This is a genomic window from Serratia sp. CY52157 (assembly GCF_052168495.1).
GTDB classification, from domain to species: Bacteria; Pseudomonadota; Gammaproteobacteria; order Enterobacterales; family Enterobacteriaceae; genus Serratia; species Serratia ureilytica.
Genome location: NZ_JBJNMO010000001.1, coordinates 1,381,586 through 1,401,908, shown reverse-complemented (window position 1 = coordinate 1,401,908; position 20,323 = coordinate 1,381,586). Strand labels below are relative to the sequence as shown.

Annotated in this window: 17 protein-coding genes; 3 read left to right on the top strand and 14 right to left on the bottom strand. The window is 61.1% G+C overall.

Annotation, left to right across the window (positions count from 1 at the left end; all coding sequences use genetic code 11):
- The first annotated feature begins 222 nt into the window (after window positions 1-222).
- Window positions 223-1,572 carry a colicin-like pore-forming protein gene (locus tag ACJ8IP_RS06700; RefSeq protein ID WP_164106726.1) on the top strand — a complete coding sequence of 450 codons (1,350 nt, stop codon included), beginning with the start codon at window positions 223-225 and terminating at the stop codon, window positions 1,570-1,572.
- Between the two features lie 53 nt (window positions 1,573-1,625).
- Here ACJ8IP_RS06700 and ACJ8IP_RS06695 read toward each other — a convergent pair whose 3' ends face one another.
- From ACJ8IP_RS06695 to ACJ8IP_RS06680, 4 genes are all read right to left on the bottom strand, one after another.
- Entirely contained in the window at window positions 1,626-2,042 is a 417-nt protein-coding gene (locus ACJ8IP_RS06695; RefSeq protein ID WP_033643572.1) for an RbsD/FucU domain-containing protein, read from the bottom strand.
- Between the two features lie 46 nt (window positions 2,043-2,088).
- Window positions 2,089-2,853 carry an SDR family NAD(P)-dependent oxidoreductase gene (locus tag ACJ8IP_RS06690; RefSeq protein ID WP_042784898.1) on the bottom strand — a complete coding sequence of 255 codons (765 nt, stop codon included), beginning with the start codon at window positions 2,851-2,853 and terminating at the stop codon, window positions 2,089-2,091.
- Between the two features lie 21 nt (window positions 2,854-2,874).
- The gene (locus ACJ8IP_RS06685) at window positions 2,875-4,110 is read right to left on the bottom strand and encodes an MFS transporter (protein WP_232092545.1); all 1,236 of its coding nucleotides are present in this window, start codon (window positions 4,108-4,110) and stop codon (window positions 2,875-2,877) included.
- A 269-nt stretch (window positions 4,111-4,379) separates the two neighbouring features.
- Window positions 4,380-5,417, bottom strand: a complete 1,038-nt coding sequence (locus tag ACJ8IP_RS06680; protein WP_033643570.1) for a LacI family DNA-binding transcriptional regulator — start codon at window positions 5,415-5,417, stop codon at window positions 4,380-4,382.
- A gap of 294 nt (window positions 5,418-5,711) precedes the next feature.
- Here ACJ8IP_RS06680 and kynA point away from each other — a divergent pair, with 294 nt between their 5' ends.
- Window positions 5,712-6,554, top strand: coding sequence for a tryptophan 2,3-dioxygenase (kynA, locus tag ACJ8IP_RS06675; protein WP_033643569.1), 843 nt, complete (start codon window positions 5,712-5,714; stop codon window positions 6,552-6,554).
- A 21-nt stretch (window positions 6,555-6,575) separates the two neighbouring features.
- Window positions 6,576-7,043, top strand: a complete 468-nt coding sequence (gene sbmC, locus ACJ8IP_RS06670) for a DNA gyrase inhibitor SbmC (protein ID WP_033643568.1) — start codon at window positions 6,576-6,578, stop codon at window positions 7,041-7,043.
- 218 nt (window positions 7,044-7,261) lie between these two features.
- On the opposite strand, the gene ACJ8IP_RS06665 is transcribed toward sbmC, so the two are convergent.
- From ACJ8IP_RS06665 to ACJ8IP_RS06620, 10 genes are all read right to left on the bottom strand, one after another.
- Window positions 7,262-8,014 (bottom strand): hypothetical protein, encoded by a 753-nt coding sequence (locus tag ACJ8IP_RS06665; RefSeq protein ID WP_033643567.1) that lies wholly within the window; start codon window positions 8,012-8,014, stop codon window positions 7,262-7,264.
- Between the two features lie 3 nt (window positions 8,015-8,017).
- Window positions 8,018-8,542 carry a hypothetical protein gene (locus tag ACJ8IP_RS06660; protein ID WP_146035835.1) on the bottom strand — a complete coding sequence of 175 codons (525 nt, stop codon included), beginning with the start codon at window positions 8,540-8,542 and terminating at the stop codon, window positions 8,018-8,020.
- A 132-nt stretch (window positions 8,543-8,674) separates the two neighbouring features.
- Window positions 8,675-10,603 carry a type VI secretion system Vgr family protein gene (locus tag ACJ8IP_RS06655; RefSeq protein WP_042784895.1) on the bottom strand — a complete coding sequence of 643 codons (1,929 nt, stop codon included), beginning with the start codon at window positions 10,601-10,603 and terminating at the stop codon, window positions 8,675-8,677.
- Between the two features lie 142 nt (window positions 10,604-10,745).
- The gene (locus ACJ8IP_RS06650; RefSeq protein WP_042784894.1) at window positions 10,746-12,191 is read right to left on the bottom strand and encodes a serine/threonine protein kinase; all 1,446 of its coding nucleotides are present in this window, start codon (window positions 12,189-12,191) and stop codon (window positions 10,746-10,748) included.
- 49 nt (window positions 12,192-12,240) lie between these two features.
- The gene (gene tssH, locus ACJ8IP_RS06645; protein ID WP_042784892.1) at window positions 12,241-14,895 is read right to left on the bottom strand and encodes a type VI secretion system ATPase TssH; all 2,655 of its coding nucleotides are present in this window, start codon (window positions 14,893-14,895) and stop codon (window positions 12,241-12,243) included.
- A gap of 56 nt (window positions 14,896-14,951) precedes the next feature.
- Entirely contained in the window at window positions 14,952-16,022 is a 1,071-nt protein-coding gene (tssG, locus tag ACJ8IP_RS06640; protein ID WP_147880000.1) for a type VI secretion system baseplate subunit TssG, read from the bottom strand.
- Complete coding sequence (gene tssF / locus ACJ8IP_RS06635; protein WP_033643563.1) at window positions 16,019-17,905, bottom strand: type VI secretion system baseplate subunit TssF; 1,887 nt, start codon at window positions 17,903-17,905, stop codon at window positions 16,019-16,021. Before tssF ends, tssG begins: the two co-directional genes overlap by 4 nt.
- Window positions 17,906-17,909: 4 nt before the next feature.
- On the bottom strand, window positions 17,910-18,485 hold the full coding sequence (locus ACJ8IP_RS06630; RefSeq protein ID WP_033643562.1) for a type VI secretion system baseplate subunit TssE: 576 nt from the start codon (window positions 18,483-18,485) through the stop codon (window positions 17,910-17,912).
- Between the two features lie 2 nt (window positions 18,486-18,487).
- On the bottom strand, window positions 18,488-19,309 hold the full coding sequence (locus ACJ8IP_RS06625) for a type VI secretion system accessory protein TagJ (RefSeq protein ID WP_047025437.1): 822 nt from the start codon (window positions 19,307-19,309) through the stop codon (window positions 18,488-18,490).
- 15 nt (window positions 19,310-19,324) lie between these two features.
- Window positions 19,325-20,311, bottom strand: coding sequence for a hypothetical protein (locus tag ACJ8IP_RS06620; RefSeq protein WP_047025438.1), 987 nt, complete (start codon window positions 20,309-20,311; stop codon window positions 19,325-19,327).
- Window positions 20,312-20,323 lie beyond the last annotated feature (12 nt).

Genomic DNA, 20,323 nt, shown 5'->3' with positions numbered 1-20,323 from the left:
GCCATCCAGGCGTGACCCGCGGCGATATATTCAGGTTATGCAGACGCGATCCTATTTGTTTCACCGGCCAGACAGCCGCCATCCGTTGTCCTTATTTCTGCGGTTTTTTATAAATGACGGGCAGCTAAAAACGGTTTGCCGATAGGGATAATGCGCGTGTCAATCCGCGTTAAACGAGAATATCGGCATCTTAAAAATAAAACGAAATAAGGATGAAAGCATATGCCTGGATTTAATTATGGTGGTAAAGGAGATGGGACTAACTGGAGTTCTGAGCGCGGTACGGGCCCTGAGCCGGGGGGCGGCGATAAAGGCCATTCCGGCGATCGCGATCGCGGCGGCGCCGGCGTTGGCAACAGCCCGGAACAGAAACAGATAGCGGCGATCCAAAACGATCCGGCGCTGCGCATGAAGCTGGAGGCGGTGATTAAGGCGGCGCGCAGAATTAATCCGGATGCGAAATTGCATATTGAAAGCGTCAGCCCATCCGGCACGCTGAGCCTTTCCGCCACCGGTTTGACGGCCGATCAGGCGAAGCACATTGGCCTGGGGGGGCTGGTGATGGGGGTCAACGCCAAGGGGGTGACAGTGGCGATCGGGGATATCGAAACCGGCCATGCGCGCAAACCCTCATCTCCTGGCAAAGGCGGCAACAATGGCCTGAATGCCGGGCAGATCGGCGCCTCTTCGTTAGGCAGTTTCGTGACAGACTCGCATCGCGATCGGCCCGTCAGCGGCTGGCATGGCAACGGCAAAACCGGTGAATTCTCGACGACCCGCACGACCGGGAGTTACTACGGTTTTCATCATTTGAAGGTGGAAAAGCAAGACGGAGTGGCGACCTACAATCTCTACTATAAGGCCAATAAGAACCGGCCCGCGTTTATCGCCGTGGTGAGAGGGGATAACCTGAATGCCATGGAGGTGAAATATGCCAACGGCAAGCCGGTAAAATCGCCCGGCTCGGTAAAAACGATCGTTAAGGAATTCGTCGAATATCAAAATGCGGAATTAAAAGCCATCAAGGATGGCGTCAGCCTGGCCGCAGGTATCAATAAAGATATCGCGGAAAAGATCGGCGCGAAATACGCCAAACTCGCCAAGGATTTGGAGGCGGGAATTCAAGGAAAATATATCCGCAACGTGCAAGATGCGGAGAAAACCTACGAGCAATTGACGAAGGGCCTGAACAAAAAGCTCAAGGCGCAGGACAAAGCGGCGATTGTCGCCTGGCTGAAAATGATCGATGCGGAACAGTATGCCCGCAATGCGCGGGTATTGGGCAAGGTCTTCACCGGGGTGGACTGGGCGATCAAGGGCGCGGATCTGGTAAACGCCGCGATTGAAGGTTTCTCAACCGGCAACTGGAAAGCGTTCCGCAACCAGCTCGAAGCGCTCGGGTTGTCGATCGGCGCAGGGTATACGCTTTCCGCTATCGCCGCGTTTTTCGCGCCGACGCTGGTGTCGTCGACGGTGGGCATTTTCGCCTTCGCTTACCTGTTTGGCTGGGCCACCAGTTATATCGATGCGGAACGTGCGGGGGAACTGGAGAAGTGGGTCGCTGACCTGTAACGGCATGAGGGGGCTGGCCCCCCTCATTTTATCCCTCACACCCTCTACCTCTTTCACACCACCGGCGCCACCGTCAGCAGCAGATTGGCGAAGCGGCGCCGTTCGCCGGAGGCGATCACCAGCAGCGTCCGATCCGATTTGACCGCAGCGTAAAACGCCTCGCGCGGCAGGTGCTCGATCGGGCAATGTTCTGGCAGCAGTTGCCGGTATTCGGCTTCGATAGTGTTGGTGAAGTCCGGCGGGCAGGCCATCAGCGCCGCGCTTTCCACGTTGATGCAGGCCAGCAGTTTTTCCAGGATTGGCGGGGCGGCGAGCGTGCCGGGCGCCAGGTTCAGATAGACCACGGTGGCGTCTTTCGGCGCGTGCGTCACGCAGGCGTAATTGCCGTCGGCGATCAGCACCTGGGTTTTATGCCCGCATTGCGCCAGCGCGGCGAGCAGCGGTGGGTGAGTGATGGCGGATTTGATCATAAAGCGATTCCTGAATAGGGGGGCGGCCGTGCCGCCCGCAGCTGAACTACATGCGGAAGATGCCGCCGTTGATGTCGAGAGTGGCGCCGGAGATGAAGCCGTCGTATTCCGCCGCCAGGAAGGCGATGGCGCGGGCCACGTCGTCCGGCGTGCCTGCGCGGCCCAGCGGGATGGCGCGAACGGTTTCCTCCGCCGATGCCTGGGTGGTGTGGCGATTATGAAAGCGGGTGCCGAGGATCAGGCCGGGCGCCACCGCGTTCACCCGGATGCCGTGCTCGCCCAGCTCCGCCGCCAGCGAGCGCGTCCAGGTGAGCACCGCGCCCTTGGTGGCGGAATAGACCAGCGAGCCGGCGTGCCCGCCGGCGCGGCCGGCCAGCGAGGCCAGATTGATGATGCTGGCGCCGTTCGGCGCCGCCTTCAGGTGCGGCAGCGCGCTCTGGGTCACGTTCAGCATGGTGGTCATGTTTACGTCGATCACGGTTTGCCAGAAGGCGCGATCGATCTCGCCCAGCCATTTGCGCCCGACGATGCCGCCGACGTTATTGATCAGAATATCGATGCCGCCGAGAAACTCGGCGCCGGCCGAGACGCAGCGCAGCGTTTCGTCGGTGTCGATGAGATCGGCGTAGCCGTAGGCGGCCTTTTGTCCGAGTGAATGGGCCAGCGCCACCAGCGCCTTGGGGCCGCTTTCGTCGCTGTGGTAGTGAAAATAGATGTCGCACCCGGCCTTGATCAGCCGCTCTGCGGTGGCGCGGCCGATGCCCTGTTCCGCCCCGGTGATAAAGACCTTTTTGCCCGCAAGATCGCCCATGATTGACTCCTTATTGGTTCGTTAAGAATTGATGACGCCTTCACGCTGTTTGGCGCAGTAGAAAATGCAGATCAAACCGGTCGCCAGCAGGCACGAGGCCAGGAAAAACAGCCCCGGCGCGCTGCTGCCGGTCAGATCGTTCAGCACGCCCACCGCATAGGGGGCGACAAAACCGCCGATATTGCCGATGCAGCTCACCACCGCCAGCCCGGCGGCCGCGGCCGCGCCGGTGGAGATATTGGCGGGCATGGATAAGAACGGCGGCACGGCGGTGTAGATGCCGATGGCGGCAATGCACAGGAACGACAGCGCGACGAACGGGTCGTATTTAAAAAACGTCACCGCGCCCATCAGGCCGATGGCGGCAAGCACCATGCTGAGGCCGGCGAACACGCCGAGCTTTTTGGTTTTGCTGGCCCACAGGCTCCACGGATACACCAGCAGCGCGGCCAGGCCGTAGGGAATGAGCGCCAGCAGGCTGACGCGAAAGATATCGCTGCCGGAAATGGCGCTGATGATCGACGGCAGCCAGGTGCCGAAGCCGTAAATGCCGCATACCATGCCGAAGTTGAGCAGCGCGTAGAGCAGGTACTTTCTGTTTTTAATGCCCTTGAGGAAGTCGCCCAGCGTGATTTTTGAGCCGGATTTGGAGCGGCCGGCGTTGCTCATCAGCCAGGCTTTTTCCTCCACGTTCAGATAACCGACGTCCTTGGGCGAATTCTTGATCAGGAAGGGGATCAGCAGGCCGATGACGATCGGCGGCAGCCCTTCGAGGATGAACAGCAGCTGCCAGGGGGCGAAGCCGAACCAGTCATGCTGAATATTGAGAATAAAGCCGGAAATCGGCGAGCCGACCGCGTTGGACAGCGGCTGGACGATGATGAACATGCCGAGAATTTTGGTGCGGTATTTTTCCGGGAAGAAGACCGTGAAGTAATACACCACCGAGGGAAAGAAACCGGCCTCGCACACGCCCAGCATAAAACGGCAAATATACAGCTCCAGCGGCGTGCGCACAAAACCGAGCAGGGTCGCGAAGATGCCCCAGGAAATTAATATTCTGGCGAACCAGATGCGCGGGCCGAATTTAATGGTGCCGGCGTTGCTGGGTATTTCAAACAGGAAATAGCCGATAAAGAAAATTCCGGAAGCGAAGCCGAAAGCCGAGGCGGTCAATCCCAGATTATCTTCCAACGCTTTGGCGGCGTAGGCCATATTGTTGCGGTCGAGAAAGGCCAGGAAATACAACAAGATCATGAGGGGGACAATATGCAGCGTCAATTTCCTGATGGCGCTGCGTTCAATATCCTTTGGCATTGTTTTTTTCATCATGGTTTTTCCCATGTGGTTAATCGGAATAATAGCGGCCCAGCCCAAAGTCATGAGCGGCGTGCTGAATAACGACGTTGCGTGCATAAAGCGTCGCGCCGTTTATTTATTGCGACGACGCTGTTTTTTCTGATTTTGGCTGCGGCGAGCCGGACGATGCTATCTGCGCATCGCCTGGGTAAGCCGTTTTTACCGTATTAACCGGCGGTTTTGACGGAACGCCGGCTGATGACCGTCGGCGGGAAGAGAAACTCGCCGGGCGGTTGTGAATCATTGTTGATGCGGCCGATCAGGCGTTCGACCATCAGCTGCGCCATCTCGGCCAGCGGCGGGCCGATCGACGTCAACCCCGGTTCGGCCAGGCCGGCAAGCGCGATATTGTCGATGCCGACCACCGAAATCTCTGCTGGCACCTGGACGCCGGCGGCGCGCAGCCCCACCATCAGCCCGATGCCCAGCGCATCGTTAATCGCCACGATGCCGTCCGGGCGCGGCGTCAGCGCGAGGATGCGGGATGCCAGCGTCAGCCCCAATTCGAACATCTCCGTGTCGCCGTAGGCGCTGGTGGCTTTGCCTTCGATCACCCGTTGGCGTTCGCTCAAGTTGTGCCCCAGGGCGCTCAGAAAACCGTCGATCTTGTGGCTGCGCCCCACGGTCAGCGCCGCTTCGGTGGCGAACACGATATGTCGGCAGCCGCGTTCGAGCAGGTGCTGCGCGGCCAGACGCCCGGCGGCGAGATTGTCCATCGACACGCTGTCGAACAACCGGCTGTCGGCGGCCATCGGCTCGGCGAACGGGCTGTCATAGCTGACGATCTTCATGCCTCGCTCGGCCGCCCGGACAAAATGGGTCTGGCGGATGTCGCTCGCCGCCACGATGATGCCGCGCACGCCATGCAGAAACATATCGTCGATAAACGCGGCTTCCTCCTGTTCCTGCCGGTAGGCGTTGCCGAGCAAGACGCGGTAGCGGTGAGCGCGCGCCGCGCTGTCGACGGCGTGCGCCAGCGCCGAAAAACTCGGGTTAACGATCGACGGCAGCAGCAGGCCGATGATCTTCGCCTGTGGCGCGAGGTTCACTGCGGTGCGCGCCGGACGATAGCCCAGGGTGTCCATCGCCTGTTCGATGCGCTGACGGGTCTGTGCACTCATCTGGTGGCTGCGATTATTCAGCAGGTTCGACACGCTGCTGATGGACACGCCGGCCAACCGCGCGACATCACGAATATTTGCCATTTGCCGATCCCTTGCTGCCTGCCGTTAGCCTGCAATCTATAAGGGAAGGCGGGCGCAGGCAAGCCGCAACCGGGGCGAAACCCGCACGGGATCGCGCATTTGTGAGAGTCGTCAGGCGCAGGGCTGGTTGTTTACTAAACAGCAAAGGGCGGCGGCCATGGGGTGACGCGGATGAGTGAGATCTGCGAAGCATCTCTCGTTTATCGCCCTTCGGGGCGGCGGGTTCTGTACTATTGTTTTCTCTTTGCGGCACGTTCCAGGCCGATGGGGCGCTGGGCGCAACGGAGATCACAGATGAACAAACGGGAATTAGAAAGCGCGATTGTCACCGATTTTTCCAAACGCATGAGCTATGGCGACTACCTGTGCCTGGACCAACTGCTGGACTGCCAGCACCCGCTCTCCAATCCGCCGCATCATGATGAAATGCTGTTCGTGATACAGCACCAAACCTCCGAACTGTGGATGAAGCTGATGCTGCACGAGCTGCAGGCGGCGCTGCGGCTGGTGCAGCAGGACAAACTCAGCCACTGTTTTAAAATTCTCGCGCGCGTTAAACAGATCCAGCGGCTGCTGTTCGAACAGTGGGCGGTGCTGGAAACGCTGACGCCGTCGGAATACGTCGAGTTTCGCGATGTGTTGGGCAGTTCGTCGGGCTTCCAGTCGCATCAATACCGGTCGATCGAGTTTCTGCTCGGCAACAAGAACGCCGCCATGCTGGCGGTGTTCAGCAGCGATGCGGAAAAACACGCGGCGCTGAAGGCGATCCTCGAAGCGCCGAGCCTGTACGACGAATACTTGCTGTACCTGGCGCGCCACGGTTTGCCGATCCCGCAGGAGTGCCTCAAGCGCGACTGGACGCAGCCCTATCAGCGCAACCCGGATCTGCTGCCGGCGTTCAAAGTGATCTACGACAACCCGCAGACCTATTGGGAAGCGTATGAAATGGCGGAGAAGTTGGTGGATATCGAAGAGAGTTTCCATCTGTGGCGTTTCCGCCATATGAAAACGGTGGAGCGGATCATCGGCTTTAAGTCGGGCACCGGCGGTTCCAGCGGCGTCAGTTTCCTGAAAAAGGCGTTGGACCTGACCTTTTTCCCCGAACTGCTGGACGTGCGTACCGAAATCGGTGCCTGAGACAATGTGAGGGGGAGGGCGATGAGCGTGAGGATTATCGATAAAGCGGCGGAGAAGGTGGTGGGGGTAAGAGTGGTGGGGCCGTATCCGCAGACCATCCCGCAGGGCTCGCAGCAACTGCTGGCATGGCGGCAGCGTCACGACGTGCCGTTCGGCAAATGGCTGGTGTTGTACTGGGACGATCCGGCAGAAGTGGCGCCGGAAAAGCTGCGCGCCGACGTGGTGATGAGCGTGGCGGACGATTTCGCGCTGCCGACGGGCAGCGCGGGCATGACCGTGCAGACGCTGCCCGCTGGGCAGTACGCGGTTTACCGCGTACGCATCAGCGATGGCGATTTCGAACGGGTATGGGGCGAGTTTTACCAGAAGCTGCTGCCGGCCAGCGGCTATCAGCCGGTTGAGGGGGTGAGCTATGAACACTATCTCAACGATTGCGAGGCCGACGGCTATTTCGACCTCGAGATTTACCAGACGGTAAAAAAGTGGTGAAGGGGAAATGATAAAGAAGGCTGAATCGATAGGGGATATCGATTCAGCCTGTGATTGTCATTCCTGTTCGGTTTAGGAGCGGTGACAAGAGGAGGGAGTGTCACTCGCACTGACGTATAGGCCGTTTGATATCTATACAGTGTAGGTAGATAGGCCAAGTCTCACTTTAGCGCCTTGGAATCAAGTGCCTTGGAATCACTCGGTGGCGGTTGTGGTGGCTATTTCCCCCAAGTTCCTTTTTGATTCATTAATATCTTACCGTTCTTTATAACTGTCAGTGTGTTATCAATTTTACTGAGCATGTAGGTCGTCGATGCATTTTTAAACTCATAACTGATTATTGGGCATGGGGCTGTATTGCAATCAGCACGTGTCACTTTTCCCTGCAAAGTTACAGCAGCACCATCTTTTTTACGCTCTCCATAATAAGTAGCATCATTACAGTTTCCTTTACTGATGCAAACAGTCATGAGCTTGATAGAGAATGACTGTGTGTCAAAGTATTCTTCCTCAGTCCTCACCTTATTTCTTTTGCTGTCTGAGGAAAAATGCATGTCTTTGAAGCGTGCAGCCCAATGCAGAATATCATTATTAATAGGTGAATCTTTATCAGATGATTTGTAATTTATGATATCAGAATCAGGTACAACCCAGGCGGCATAAATTTTCCCATCGGGATTGATGACCAGAGCAGAGGCATTTTCCAGATAAAGATCTTTTAGCCACCCTTCAACAAATAACCCACCACCTGGGGTTGAATGAGGTTCACCGAACACATCAAAGTTGTTGATGTACTTTTCATAGTCTTGACCCAGTATGCTTTTAAGATTGTCAGTGACCGCTTTATCGTTGACCAGCCCGCTTACTGTGTTGGTTTTGTTATATTGTAACAGGTCTATCGCTGATGTGGATTCAATGGAGCAAAGCAAAGAAGCAGCAAACAATGTAGGTAATAAGATTTTTTTGAACATAAATCACTCGTTTGATAATTTTAAAAATTCTTCTGCTTCCCGGGCATACCGCTTTTGAAGGCCATTACCATAACGTGCCCACCAGTTGTACTGTTTACCACCCTGCGTCGTGATGGTATCTCCATATATTGCTCTATCGTATTCTACCCGAGCTTTAAGTAAATTATCCTGAAAGCTTTCCGCCGACATACTTTCAATTTTGGCTATTGCCTCCGACGTTAAGGTATCAGCCTTAACTATTCGTCCGGACTCCATGGAGTTCAGGATCGCTTGTGCGCCAGATGAGCCACGCATATGTGCCAATGAAGTTATTGCCCCTTGTTTTCCTGGATCAGAAAAGTTCAGTGCACCTGCAGACTTCGCTGATGCGCTCATTGCTTTGGATACTTCCTCAAACTCTTCAGCGCTGCCTTGGCCGTATTGGTTACGAGCAGCAAGGATTTTGTCATAAGCATTGCCATTTCCTTTTCTGAATCCGTATAACTCACGGCGCCCACCTTGTTCTCCAGCACTCCCTTCAGAGGCCATGACCGATTCAACAACCCGATTATCAATTCTGCCGGGTTTTGTTGTCGATTGAGCATTTTGCGTGATAGATGCTGGCGCCGCTGCCGCCGCCCGAGGGGCGGCGTTAACCGGCTTTCCCGGCGTACCAATTACCTACTCTTTAGGGAACAGCTGATCGACGGCGCTCTGGATTGCCGCCTGATGGCCACCGCCCGGTGCGGCGGTGCGTGCGGCGCCGCCAGGCTGGTTGAGATCCAGCTGGCCGCCGGTGTTGATCGCGCCATCCTCTTTCACCGTGATATTGAAACTGGTGCCGGTGATGTTGATTTGGCCGTCCGCCAGCAGTTCGATCACGCTTTCGCCGCACTCGAGCCGCAGCGATTCGCCGGAGCCGAGGGTAAAGGCATTGACCACGGCGTCGCTGCGCGTTTTGCCGGTCAGCGCGGAGGATTCACCTTTGACGCCGGTCGCCTGATTGAGCACCACCCGTTTGATCTGGTTACCGCCCACCAGATGCGTGTGGTCGTTAGCGATGGTGTGGCTTTCATCGTTTTTCACCTGGGTGTCCATGTTGCGCTCCGCCTGGATCCACACCTGTTCGGCGCCGGCCTTGTCTTCGAAACGCAGGGCGTTGGCGTTGTCGGCGGTGCCGTCCTTGGTGCGGCTCATAAAGCCCATCTGGGTGGCGGCGGCCGGCAGCGCCCACGGCGGCATGCTGGCTTCGTTATAGACGCGCCCGGTGACGATCGGCCGATCCGGATCGCCGTTGATAAAGTCCACCACCACTTCGTCGTTCACGCGCGGGATCTGCACGCCGCCGTAGCCTTGGCCGGCCCAGGCGCTGGAGACGCGCACCCAGCAGGAGCTGCCGTCGTCTTTCGGCCCGAAGCGATCCCAGTGGAACTTCACCTTGATACGGCCGTATTTGTCGGTCCAAATCGATTCGCCGGCCGGGCCGACCACCCGGGCGGTCTGCGGTCCGTGGGTTTTCGGCCAGGTGGCCTGCTGCGGCGGGTGCCAGGGCACGTCCGCCGGCAGGACGATGAAGTCGATGCGGTGTTCGCTGCTCTGATCGTCGCCGCTGGCGTAGCGATTCTCTTTCAGATGGTAGCTGGCCTGCAGCGTCAGATATTCGCGATTGTCGTCGGCATGCGGGGCGTTATACAGCGTGAAGGTACTGCCGGGGGCAATGCCCATGGCGGTGGCGGTGCCTCGGATCTGCTGATGTTCGGCCTGCCAGGCTTCCTGGCGCACGCGGGCGTAGAACTCCCCCTGCTGATGCTCGGTATAGCGGCCCGGCCAGTCGTAAACGTCGATTTGCCCCGGCGTCGGCGAGACCGGGTTTTGCCGCGCCTGGAACAGCCAGGCGTTCGGTTTGCGGAAATCGTAGTCGTCCAGGCTGTAGATGCCCGGCGTGACGCGATCGGACAACGTCCACTGGCTGATGCCTTCCTCGCTGGTGCTGCCGCCCGACGGCGTCAGGTGGTAGGGGATCATCTCATAGCCGGGATAGGGCTGGTGATGGTGGGGGGCGTCCCCGAGCACCAGCGTGTGTTTGCCCATTTCGTGTTTGAAATAGTAATAGATGCCCTCCTGCTCCATCAGGCGGCTGATGAAGTTGAAGCTGCTTTCGTTGTACTGCACGCAGTAGCCCCACAGACGATAGTCGCCGGTCAGCTGATCTTCCAACTGCACGTTGTGCTCCGCCAGCAGGGTCTTGACGATCTGCGGCACCGTCTGTTCCTGGAAGATGCGGAAATTGCGGTCTTTGGTCATCGGCCACAGATCCGGCTGCACGTGCAGGTTGTACACCGCGTAGCGCGTGCCGCCGATCTCTTCGCTGCTGACGGCGATGGCGGTGATCTTACCGTTCAGGTAACGCGGGGCGCTGAGAAAGCCCTGGGTCGGAATTTCCAGCGTCAGCGGTTGGCCGAGCAGCGCTTTACGATCGAGGCGCGCGTCGGTGCTCAGCAATTCAATAGAGAAGTCGAAAGGAGTGGAAAGCGCTTCGATACCGTCCAGCGAGCGAAACAGCAGTTGCTCCTGGCCCAGCGGCGTGTGCGCAATAATGCGATCCAACATGAGAACGTCCTCTGTGATTGACGTCATGCCCTGCATACTCCGGCGTTGCAGCGGCCTTGCCGCGCGGCCAATGAGGGGGGCAGTTGCTCGTCAGTCTCATGAAATAGGGGAAACCCCGCCGAGGCGGAGTTTCAGAACGGGATTAGCCGGCAGTGGCCGGGTTGACCAGCCAGGTGCCGGCGGTGTCGATGCTGAGCTGCTGGCGGCGGAGCCGATCGTTGTGACGGATCTCCAGCTGATAGCGGCCCGGCGCCAGGTTCAGGCTGGCGAAGCCGTTTTCGCCCGGCGTCACCTGCTGCGGCTTGCCGTCGAGGCTGACCTGCTCACCCGGTTGCAGTTTGAAGTACACCAACGCCACCGGTTGCGCCGGCGGCGCCGCTTTTTCAGGTTCCGCCGCCGCAGGCTGCGCGGTTTGCGGCGCGCTCGGCTGCTGCGTCAGGGTTTTCTGCGCCGGTGACGTCTCGCTGTTTTGAGCGACGGCCTGGGCATCGTCCTTGCCGCCGCTCAGCCAGGCGATCGCGCCGATCACCAGCAGCGCGGCGACGCCGGCGCCGGCCATCATCGGGCGCGAGAATTGGGTGCCGCGCGCGGTAACGGTGCCGGCTGCGGCCGCAGCGGCGGCCGGGTTAGCGGCGACCAGCAAGTTCTCCGGCGCGGCGGCCGGGGTGCTGATGATTTCGTTTTCATCGGCGATCGGCAGATGCAACAGCTCGGCCATTTCGTCGATGGTCTGCGGGCGGTCTTCCGGCTTCAGCGCCAGCGCGCGATCGACGGTGCGCAGCAGCTCCGGCGAGTAGCCAGCGGGGCGGCGCTCGGTCAGCGGCTGGTAGCTGTCTTCGATGCTGCGCACCACGCTGACCGGCGGCGGCGAACCGACGATCAGCGTGTGCAGCACGGCGCCGAGCGCGTAGATATCGGTCCACGGCCCTTGTTCGCCGTCGCTGTTCTCGGTGTACTGCTCGATCGGCGCGAAGCCCGGTTTGAGCATGATCTCCGTTTCGTCCGACAGGTTGCCGATCTCTTTGCGTGCCGACCCGAAGTCCAGCAGCACCGGCAGCTGGCTCTCCTGGATCTGGATGTTATCCAGCGAAATGTCGCGGTGCAGATAGCCTTCCTGATGGATGGTGTTGATGGCGCTGAACAGCGGCGGCAGCAGCCGTCGGATCCACGCCTCGTCGATTTTCTCCGGCTGCTGCGCCTGCAGGTTTTTCAGCGTGGTGCCGCTGTAAAACTGGGTGCCCATATAGGCGGTGCCGTTCTCTTCCCAGAAGCGCAACACGTGCAGCAGACCGGGATGCGAGAAGCGCGCCAGCAGACGCGCCTCCTGAATAAAGCTGTTCAGCCCGGCCTGGAAAGTTTTGCCGAAGCGTTCGCCGCGCAGCCCGATGCTGAGATCGTCGTTGCGTTTCGCCAGCGAGGTTGGCATGTACTCCTTGATGGCGATGGTGCGTTCCAGTTGGTGATCGTAGGCGCGGTAGACGATGCCGAAGCCGCCTTCGCCGATCGCTTCCTGGATCTCGAATTCATTGAATCGATAGCCGCTCGGCAGGCTGTTCGAATTCGGTTTGGTTATCCCGGTTCCCGACATAGTGATGACTCTCTGTGTTCAAAGGGCCGCCGTCTCGGCGGCCGCGGCGTTATGCCTGAAATTGACAAATGAATTCGTTGTTCTGCAGCGCGATATGCAGCTGGCGATAGCGCTGGTCGTTGGCGCTGCCGGTCAGCAGGGTGTGGCTGATCTGCGGCAGCAGGGTGTTGGTCAGGATGGCGTCGACCATGCGGCCGCCGGACTCCACCTCGGTGCAGCGGCTGACGATCTGCTCGATGACCGCGTCGTCGAAGGTGCAGACGATGTCGTGATTCTCCGCCAGGCGACGCTGAATGCGGCCCAATTGCAGGCGCACGATGTTGCCCAGCGTGGCGTCGGTCAGCGGGTAATACGGCACCACCAGCAGGCGGCCGAGCAAGGCGGCCGGGAACACCGACAGCAGCGGTTGGCGCAGCGCGCCGCTCAGCGCCTCTGGCTCCGGCAGCAGCTCCGGATCGCTGCACAACCCGGCGATCAGATCGGTGCCGACGTTGGAGGTCAGGATGATGATGGTGTTGCGGAAATCGATATGACGGCCTTCGCCGTCCTCCATCCAGCCCTTGTCGAACACCTGGAAGAAGATTTCATGTACGTCCGGATGCGCCTTTTCGATCTCGTCCAACAGCACCACGCTGTAAGGACGGCGGCGAACCGCCTCGGTCAACACGCCGCCCTCGCCGTAGCCGACATAGCCGGGCGGCGCGCCTTTCAGCGTCGAAACGGTGTGCGACTCCTGGAATTCGCTCATGTTGATGGTGATGACGTTCTGCTCGCCGCCGTACAGGGTTTCCGCCAGCGCCAGCGCGGTTTCGGTTTTGCCGACGCCGGAGGGCCCGGCCAGCAGGAATACCCCGACCGGTTTGTTCGGATCGTCCAGCCGCGCTCGTGAGGTGCGCACCCGGCGGGCGATCAGATCCAGCGCATGGCGTTGGCCGATGACGCGCTGATTCAGGGTGTCGGAGAGCTGCAGCACCGCTTCAATCTCGTTTTTCACCATGCGGCCCAGCGGGATGCCGGTCCAGTCGGCCACCACCGCCGCCACGATGTTGGCGTCGACGGCGGCGAAGATCAGCGGCGCTTCGCCCTGCAGCGCGCTCAGCTGCTGCTGCAGTTCGCCCAATTGGGCACGCAGCGCGTCGGCATCAGGGCGCGTTTGCGTCTCTTCGTCGGTGCTCGCCTCTTCTTGGGCGTGCAGTTGGGCGCGCAGCGTGATGATCTGCTGGATCAGCGCCAGCTCCTGCTGCCAACGCTCGGTCAACTGTTCGAGTTCCTGGCGCAGCGCGGTCAATTGGGCTTCAATCTCCTGCGGGCGCAGGGGATCGCCGATGCCGACCTTGGTCTCGCGACGGGCGATATCCAACTCTATCTGCAGCGCATCGATGCGGTGGCGGCAGTCTTCGACCTGGGCGGGCTCGGCATGTTGGCTGACCGCCACGCGCGCGCAGGCGGTATCCAGCAGCGCCACCGCCTTGTCCGGCAACTGGCGGGCCGGAATATAGCGATGGGACAGCCGCACCGCGGCGTCCACCGCTTCATCCAGCAGCAGCACGCGGTGGTGTTGCTCCAGCGGGCTGACGGTGCTGCGCAGCATCAGCAGCGCTTTGTCTTCGCTCGGTTCGTGCACCTGCACCACCTGGAAACGGCGGGTGAGCGCGGGATCCTTCTCGATGTATTTCTTGTATTCCGACCAGGTGGTGGCGCCGATGGTGCGCAGTTGGCCGCGCGCCAATGCCGGTTTCAGCAGGTTGGCGGCGTCGCCGGTGCCCTGGGCGCCGCCGGCGCCGATCAGGGTGTGAATTTCGTCGATAAACAGGATGATCGGCGTCGGGCTGGATTGCACTTCGTCGATCACCGCCTGCAGCCGTTTTTCAAACTCGCCCTTGACGCCGGCGCCGGCCTGCAGCATGCCGATGTCCAGCAGGCACAGCTTCACGTCGCGCAGCTGCGGCGGCACGTCGCCGGCCACGATGCGCAGCGCCAGGCCTTCCACCACGGCGGTTTTGCCGACGCCGGCCTCGCCGGTCAGCAGCGGGTTGTTCTGGCGGCGGCGCATCAGAATATCGACGATTTGCCGGATCTCTTCATCGCGGCCGGCCACCGGGTCGATCTCGCCGTTGCGCGCTCTGGCAGTCAGATCCTGGGCATACTGCGCCAGCACGCTTTCACCGCTGCGCGCCGCGCCGGGCAGGGGCTCGGCGCCGCTTTGCGCCGCCGCATCCTGGGCGTTTTCCGCCGAGTGAGCGGTAATGGCGGCGAACTGTTCCATCAGCAGATCGGCGTTGATGCGCTCGAACTGCGGGGAAATGGCCTTCAGCAGGTGGCGCAGGCTGTAGGTTTTCAGAATGCCGAGCAGCAGGTGGCCGCCGCGGATGCGCGCTGCGCCGAACTTCAATGAGCCATAGACCCAGGCGCGTTCTACCGCGCTGTCGATGTGCTCGGACAGATCGGAGATGGCGCTGGCGCCGCGCGGCAGGCGATCGAGCGCCTCGACGATGTCGCGCGCCAGCTGCGCCTCGTCCAGCGCGAAGTGGCGAACGATCTGCTGCAGATCGCCGTCCGGCGATTGCATCAGCTGATGCAGCCAGTGCGCCAATTCGACGTAGGGGTTACCGCGCAGCTTGCAAAACGCCGTCGCACTTTCCAGAGAGGTGAATAACAGGCTATCCAGTTTGCCGAATAATACCGAGCGGCTGATTTCAGACATGGTTTTCCTCAGGTCTCAGAGTGGCCTGACGCCGCCGGGCGTCGGCCGAAATAGGGTCAGAACGGGTTTTCCAGCGGTTCAGGGCTGAAGATCAGATCGTCGAGATCGCGCTGTCGCCGATGGTCGGCCAGCCAACTGCTCAGGCCCAATCGCTGCGCGCCGCCGAGCTGGATGCCGTGCGCCTGTTCCTTCGCCAGGATCAGGCGCACTTCCCAGACGAACTCGATGCCCAGGTATTGGCGCACCCAGTCGCGCAGTTGCCGGCACAGATCGGCGCCGGGCAGAAAGCGGTCATAGTCCTGCTGCGGCATCGGCCCCAGCTCGATGCGGAACTTGTGCTGGATATCCCGCACCGCGATGCCGAGAAAGGCCGATTCGCCGAGCCGCGGCGCGCCGCGCCCGGCCTTGAGCCGCGCCTGCTCGCGCGGCTCCACCCGCAGCCAGTGCGGCACGTTTTCGACGATGCGCACCGGCACCTTGAAATACTGCTGCAAAATTTTGCTCAGGCCTTCCGGATCGCGGCTGTGGCGAATCAGATGACCGGCCATAAAATGTTTAGCGTGGGCGTTGATGCTGTCGCGCTCTTGCTGCGCCGGCTGGCCGAGGCCGATCAGGCTCGACAGGTACTCGTCGAAGCGCCGGTTGTCCGGGCGATCCAGCGATACCGTCGGCTGCGCGTCGGCCCAGGCGCGGTAAAACAGCAGCGTCAGCCGGTGATGGAACAGATTGGTGAACGCCAGCAGGGTGGTGTCCTGGTGGTGGTACACCCGTTCGCGCACGTATTCGGTCAGGTGCAGCGGCAGCGGTCCGTTGGGGCCGAACAGGCCGAAGCTGAAGATCGATACGTCGTGCAGCGGGCTGTTGGCGCGCGGCGTCACCTGCGCCAGCGTGGAGGGCGCGAACGACAGCGAAGGTTCCTGGCCCAGGCGCAGCATCTCGTGGCGCGGCAGCGGCGCGCGCCCCAGCAGGTAGGGCTGGCCGCCCTGGGCGTCGATGCGCCGCAGCAGTTGAAACAGATCGTGCTTGTAAGGCGCGCTGCGCAGCCGCGGCCAGAAGTCGTCCGGCAGGCGATACAGCGCGTTGATCTGCGGCGGCGCCAGTTCGGTGGCGATCATCTCCGCGCTCATATCAGCGTCCTTTTGCCCATGCGCGCCTGCCAGTGGGCGATCTCGCCGCGCTGCTGGCTGGAGAGCGTCATCTCGGTGAAGGTGTTCATCGCCACCAGGCGCGAGAACAGGCGCTCCAGCACGCTGCCGAGCAGGTAAGGACTGTTGCCGGAGAACGCCTGCTCATCGACCGTCAGATCGATGGCGATGCCGCGTGCGAACACGATGGGGCCGGGTTCAGGCACTCGCCGATAGACCGGCCGCAGGTTGCAGTGGCGCACGCCCTGGATCTGTTTGGCGATCGCCGGCTCGCTCAGGTTGCCGTACAGCCCCAGCAGCTGGCGCAGGCTGGCGGCGCCCTGTTCCGGATCGCCGTCCATCATGCTGAGGTAATTCAGCTGCAGCTGACTGATCAACCGCCAGGTGATCATCCCTTCGGCCAGCGCCGGACGCGGCGGCGTAGGGCCTTTGCGCAGCGAGACCTGTTTGATCGGGATTGAATCGGGCATCACGAAATTGCCCTGATCCTGCTGCAACAGCATCAACGGCAGGTCGCGGCTGGTGCACAGCACGTCGGCGGTGAGGTATTTCAGATCGCTGTGCCACGGCGACTGCCGTTCGTCCACCAGCGATACGAACACTTCCGAACCGGCATAGCCGGTGCGGGTGCCGTAGCGGCGGGCGTGTTCCGACAGGGTGCGCTGTTCGCGCCGCAGCGAAAAGTAGGCGCCATAGTTGCCATCGTCCGCGCTCAGGGTGCTGTAAAACGGCCGAAACTCTTGCTCGTAGCGTTTTTCGCTGGCGCTGCCGCCGAGCCGCTGCACCGAAAACACTTCGTAATCCAGCGGCCGGATATTGTCGACCACCAGATGGTATTCGTGGTTCTTTTCGTTGATCGCGATGCGTTCGGCCACTTTCGGAAACAGGTTGATCACCGGCGTGCAGTGCAGCGCCAAATGGGCAACGTCGACCACCCGTTCCAGCGCGGCGTCGTGCCTATCGAGCAGCACCACGATTTCGAACTGGCGCAGCGCCTTTTTCCCTTCGCGCACGCTTTGCAACAGCGGGCGCAGGCCGTTGACGCTGAAGAACTGGAAGCGCGCCGGGAAGGCGAAATATTCTTGCAGCAGCCGGTAGCCTTCGAAGTTGCGCAGATCGTTGGGCAGCAGCGCCTGATCGGCGGCGAAGCCTTCCTGTCGCAGCCCATCCAACGCCAGCGCCCGCCGCTGCGGCTGAGCCTCCACCGTTTGGCAGACAAGCCCGACGCTGTGCTGCATCAGCAACTCCAGCAGCTGTTGCGCCTGCATGTCCGGCCCGGCCAGGTAAAACATCAATTGGTCCAGCTGCAGGTTGTTGAGCGTCACGCTTTCGTAGCACTCGAGCCGAATGCGCAGCGCGCTGACGCAGCCGCTGTGCTGCAGCCCCAGCGAGGCCAGCGGAATATCGGCCGGAATGCCGCCCAGCTCGACGCCGGCGATGCGCACCGGCTGCAGCGTGACGTCATGCGCCGTGGTGTAACTGCAGGTGATGCCGCTTTTCTTCAGCGTCTGGCTGTCCATCATGGTGCCGCGCGGCACCACGAAGCCGTTGCTGATATCGCCTTTACTGCTGTCCGGCTGCAGCTCGGCGATCGCCATCGACGGCGTCGGCGACAGGTAGTTGGGGTAGATGATCTCCAGCAAGCGCTGAGAAAAGCGCGGGAACTCGGCGTCCATTTTCAGCTGCACGCGCGAGGTGAGGAAGGCGAAGCCCTCCATCAGACGCTCGATATAAGGGTCCGCCACGTCGATGCCGCGCATGCCGAGACGGCCCGCGACCTTCGGGTACTGTTCGGCGAACTCGGCGCCCATCTCACGCAGATAGGCCAGCTCGCGGTTGTAATAATCTAACAGTTTACTGTCCATCGCCTTACCCTATGTCTTTCAGATCGAAGTGGCCGTTTTCCAGATCCACGTCGGTACGGAACAGAAACTCCAGCGGATAGGGCACGCACCACAGGCGGCCCTTGATTTCGATCGACAGCACGTTGTGCAGCTCCAGCGAGCCGGTGTCCGAAATGCAGCGCACCTGCAACCCGTCGGGCAGAATGCGCGGCTCGAAATGGAGGATGGAATCGGTCAGCGCGCGCTGAATGTCCAGCCATTCGATGTCCGACATGCGCTTGCCCGCCAGCGAGGCGATGCCGTAATTCAGGGTGGAACGCCGCACCTGCGGAAAATCGCCGAGATCCAGATTGGATTCGCTGTTGACGCAGTTGAACAGCCACTGCAAATCGCGCAATACCCGGCGGCGCAGCTCGCTGTGCGACACCAGGTTGCGCACCTGCGCCTCCTGCTTTTTCTGCGGTTCGTCGTCGGTCAGCATGTCGAGCAGCACCGGCTGCATTTTGTCGCGTGAAGTCAGGCGTTCGCTGTCCTGACGAGAGCGATAGCCCTGGCGGCGCAGATCGCCGCCGTCATAGTGGGGTGGGCGCTTGTCGTTCATGGTCAGGCGCTCGCGTCGAAGCTCAACTGCCGCAGGCTGTGCAGCGGGAATTCGTCGCTTTCGCTGAGCCAGGTCTTCAGGCCCAGCCCCGCATAGTGGGCGCCGTCGCCGAGCGGTTGCCATTCGGTGCGTTTGCCGAGCAGCAGCGCGTCGTCGCTGCCTTCGGGCAGCGGGTAACGGGCAGGCAGTTGGCATACCTGTTCGCGGCCGTCGGTCAGGCGCACCAGCGCATGGCTCCACACCAGATCGATGGCGCTCTGTGGCGCCTGGAACTGGATCGCGGCGATGTCGGCAAACGGCACCCAGTAGTAAACGCCGTTGAGCGCCAGCTCGCACACCGGCCCGAGGCGGCCGTCACCGTCGGTCAGCCAGTCGAAACTCAGCTGCCGCTCTTGGTCGCCTTCGGCCAACATTAACCGCCCGGCGCCGGCCGGGGCGGCCTCCAGCGCCTCATCGCGCAGCGTCTGGGCCTGCTCGGCCGCCCCTTGCGCATCCTGATGCAGCGCCTGCACCATCAGTTTCAGCCAGGGATGCGCCTGCCGCAGCAGCGTCGGCTCGGCCGTGCCGGCGAATACCGCCTGGCGTTGCAGCTCGGCGTTGACCGACTGCATCAGCAGCAAGGTGGTTGGTTGGGCGATCGGTTTCAGCGCCTGCCAGGATTTCAACTGCGCGTTGGCGCGCGTCCAGTTGCCGCTCAGACACAGCAGTTGCACCAGCGCGGCGCGCAGGTCGGCATCCGCCGGTTTTGCCTTGATATCGTTCTCGACGGCGGTGATGGCCGCGGCGATCGACTGGCCTTGCAGCATGCTTGCTAATGATTTCACAGGCTTTCCTTATAATCAGTGAGTGGCGCCGTTAACCGACAGGTAGCTGCCGCTGGCGGGATCGACCCGGTCTGCGGCCAACTGTTCCACCAGCTTGAAGGTCAGCGGGGCGGAGGCGCTCAGCAGCGGCTGCCAGGCGGTTTGCGCCTGCTGCACGCGCTGTGTGATCTTGGTCTCGTCGGCGGCGTCGACACGCGGCATTTCAACGATCGCTTCACCGTTGAACGCCCAGGCATGCAACTGCGGTTCGAAGGTCAGCAGCAGGAAGCTGCCCGGCGCCTGCGGGTTGCCGCCCAAAATGAGCCGTTGGGCGTTGGCGCTGACGACGGTCAGCGCGCGATCGCCGCCGTTGATCTTCGCCAGCGGGTAACCTTGCAGGAACCACAGCGTCGGCGAGAGGGTTTGCCCGCCGTGTTGCAGCGTGACCGCGCCGCTGCCTTGCAGCCAGCCGTCCTCGCCGCAGCGCAGCGCGTCGCCGGCGGGAATGAACAGCGCGCCGCCGGTGGCTTCGTCACCCCAGAAGGTGCGGAAGTGGCAGCCCTGCGGCAGGCTAAAACGCTGTGGCGGCGCGGTGTCCGCCTGCGCAGAGGTGACGGCCACCGCCGCAGGAATGGTCGGCGGCGGCGGGGTTTGCGGCTGCTCGGCGGTCTCTTGTTTGACCACCGGTTTCCAGCCGCGCGCTTTGGCGGCTTCGCCGGTCGCCAGCTTCTCACCGCGCTTGTCGGTCAGCGTCCAGGGCAGATGACCGGCTTTTGGGCACTGCTTTTCCAGCAGATTGCCGACGCGGGGCAGAAAGTCGTTCAACACGGCCGGATCTTTGCCTTGCGCTGAGACGATGCGCAGCGGGATGCTTTTGCCGCACCAGCTTTCCGGATTGCTGTTCTTGACGTCATCGATAAACACTTCCAGCTTCTGGCTGGGGGAGTAAACCAGGCGATAGTTCATCGCCTGCGCGGTCGGTACCGCCATCAGGGCGACGAGCCCCGGCATCCAGTATTTCATAGTGAACCTTGC

What these genes read in the sequence shown, in the direction of transcription:
- ACJ8IP_RS06655 (WP_042784895.1), bottom strand. Translation starts at nt 10,603, where the DNA reads ATGTTGGATCGCATTATTGCGCACACGCCGCTGGGCCAGGAGCAACTG.
- sbmC (WP_033643568.1), top strand. Translation starts at nt 6,576, where the DNA reads ATGAGCGTGAGGATTATCGATAAAGCGGCGGAGAAGGTGGTGGGGGTA.
- ACJ8IP_RS06680 (WP_033643570.1), bottom strand. Translation starts at nt 5,417, where the DNA reads ATGGCAAATATTCGTGATGTCGCGCGGTTGGCCGGCGTGTCCATCAGC.
- tssG (WP_147880000.1), bottom strand. Translation starts at nt 16,022, where the DNA reads ATGAGCGCGGAGATGATCGCCACCGAACTGGCGCCGCCGCAGATCAAC.
- ACJ8IP_RS06695 (WP_033643572.1), bottom strand. Translation starts at nt 2,042, where the DNA reads ATGATCAAATCCGCCATCACTCACCCACCGCTGCTCGCCGCGCTGGCG.
- ACJ8IP_RS06690 (WP_042784898.1), bottom strand. Translation starts at nt 2,853, where the DNA reads ATGGGCGATCTTGCGGGCAAAAAGGTCTTTATCACCGGGGCGGAACAG.
- ACJ8IP_RS06685 (WP_232092545.1), bottom strand. Translation starts at nt 4,110, where the DNA reads ATGATCTTGTTGTATTTCCTGGCCTTTCTCGACCGCAACAATATGGCC.
- ACJ8IP_RS06620 (WP_047025438.1), bottom strand. Translation starts at nt 20,311, where the DNA reads ATGAAATACTGGATGCCGGGGCTCGTCGCCCTGATGGCGGTACCGACC.
- tssH (WP_042784892.1), bottom strand. Translation starts at nt 14,895, where the DNA reads ATGTCTGAAATCAGCCGCTCGGTATTATTCGGCAAACTGGATAGCCTG.
- ACJ8IP_RS06700 (WP_164106726.1), top strand. Translation starts at nt 223, where the DNA reads ATGCCTGGATTTAATTATGGTGGTAAAGGAGATGGGACTAACTGGAGT.
- ACJ8IP_RS06650 (WP_042784894.1), bottom strand. Translation starts at nt 12,191, where the DNA reads ATGTCGGGAACCGGGATAACCAAACCGAATTCGAACAGCCTGCCGAGC.
- tssF (WP_033643563.1), bottom strand. Translation starts at nt 17,905, where the DNA reads ATGGACAGTAAACTGTTAGATTATTACAACCGCGAGCTGGCCTATCTG.
- ACJ8IP_RS06630 (WP_033643562.1), bottom strand. Translation starts at nt 18,485, where the DNA reads ATGAACGACAAGCGCCCACCCCACTATGACGGCGGCGATCTGCGCCGC.
- ACJ8IP_RS06660 (WP_146035835.1), bottom strand. Translation starts at nt 8,542, where the DNA reads ATGGCCTCTGAAGGGAGTGCTGGAGAACAAGGTGGGCGCCGTGAGTTA.
- kynA (WP_033643569.1), top strand. Translation starts at nt 5,712, where the DNA reads ATGAACAAACGGGAATTAGAAAGCGCGATTGTCACCGATTTTTCCAAA.
- ACJ8IP_RS06665 (WP_033643567.1), bottom strand. Translation starts at nt 8,014, where the DNA reads ATGTTCAAAAAAATCTTATTACCTACATTGTTTGCTGCTTCTTTGCTT.